Origin of the sequence: Psychromonas sp. MB-3u-54 (assembly GCF_002836415.1) — a bacterium.
Classification (GTDB): Bacteria; Pseudomonadota; Gammaproteobacteria; order Enterobacterales; family Psychromonadaceae; genus Psychromonas.
Window position 1 is genome coordinate 1 of sequence record NZ_PJBP01000023.1, and the last position, 1,515, is coordinate 1,515.

Annotated in this window: 1 rRNA gene; it reads right to left on the reverse strand. The window is 48.9% G+C overall.

Annotation, left to right across the window (positions count from 1 at the left end):
* Window positions 1–1,493, reverse strand: a 23S ribosomal RNA gene (locus tag CXF72_RS00375); the annotation flags it as partial.
* Between the last annotated feature and the right edge of the window lie 22 nt (window positions 1,494–1,515).

The following is a 1,515-nucleotide window of genomic DNA, read 5'->3' on the forward strand; positions in this document are numbered from 1 at the left end:
TAGAAACCCGGATTTACCTAAGTCTCCCGCCTACGCACTTGAACCTGGACAACCATCGCCAGGCCCACCTAGCCTTCTCCGTCCTCCCATCGCAATAATAAAGGGTACGGGAATATTAACCCGTTTCCCATCGACTACGCCTTTCGGCCTCGCCTTAGGGGTCGACTCACCCTGCCCCGATTAACGTTGGACAGGAACCCTTGGTCTTCCGGCGGGGGGGTTTTTCACCCCCCTTATCGTTACTCATGTCAACATTCGCACTTCTGATACCTCCAGGATGGTTTACACCTTTCCCTTCGACGGCTTACAGAACGCTCCTCTACCATGCCTATAAATAAGCATCCGCAGCTTCGGTGATATGTTTAGCCCCGTTAAATCTTCCGCGCAGACCGACTCGACTAGTGAGCTATTACGCTTTCTTTAAAAGATGGCTGCTTCTAAGCCAACTTCCTAGCTGTCTGAGCCTTTCCACATCGTTTCCCACTTAACATATACTTAGGGACCTTAGCTGGCGGTCTGGGTTGTTTCCCTTTCCACGACGGACGTTAGCACCCGCCGTGTGTCTCCCGTGATTGCACTTGTTGGTATTCGGAGTTTGCATGGGGTTGGTAAGTCGGGATGACCCCCTAGCCCAAACAGTGCTCTACCCCCAACAGTGATACACGAGGCGCTACCTAAATAGCTTTCGAGGAGAACCAGCTATCTCTTGGTTTGATTGGCCTTTCACCCCCAGCCACAAGTCATCCCCTAATTTTTCAACATTAGTGGGTTCGGTCCTCCAGTTGATGTTACTCAACCTTCAACCTGCTCATGGCTAGATCACCAAGTTTCGGGTCTAATCCTAGCAACTATTCGCCCAGTTAAGACTCGGTTTCCCTACGGCTCCCCTATTTGGTTAACCTTGCTACTAAAATTAAGTCGTTGACCCATTATACAAAAGGTACGCAGTCACGGAACACAATGTCCGCTCCTACTGCTTGTACGTACACGGTTTCAGGTTCTATTTCACTCCCCTCACAGGGGTTCTTTTCGCCTTTCCCTCACGGTACTGGTTCACTATCGGTCAATTAGGAGTATTTAGCCTTGGAGGATGGTCCCCCCATATTCAGTCAGGATTTCTCGTGTCCCGACCTACTCGCTTTCACTATAAAGAAGTTTTTGTGTACGGGGCTATCACCCTGTATCGCTGTACTTTCCAGTAACATTCCACTAACTTCTAAACAGCTTAAGGGCTGTTCCAATTTCGCTCGCCGCTACTATCGGAATCTCGGTTGATTTCTTTTCCTAAGGGTACTTAGATGTTTCAGTTCCCCTCGTTCGCTTCGTTATGCTATGTATTCACATAACGATGACACTATGTGCCGGGTTGCCCCATTCGGAAATTCCAGGATATAACGCTTGTTATCAACTCCCCTGGACTTATCGCAGATTACCACGTCCTTCATCGCCTCTAATTGCCTAGGCATCCACCGTGCACGCTTATTCACTTAACCATACAACACCTAAAAAGTGTCA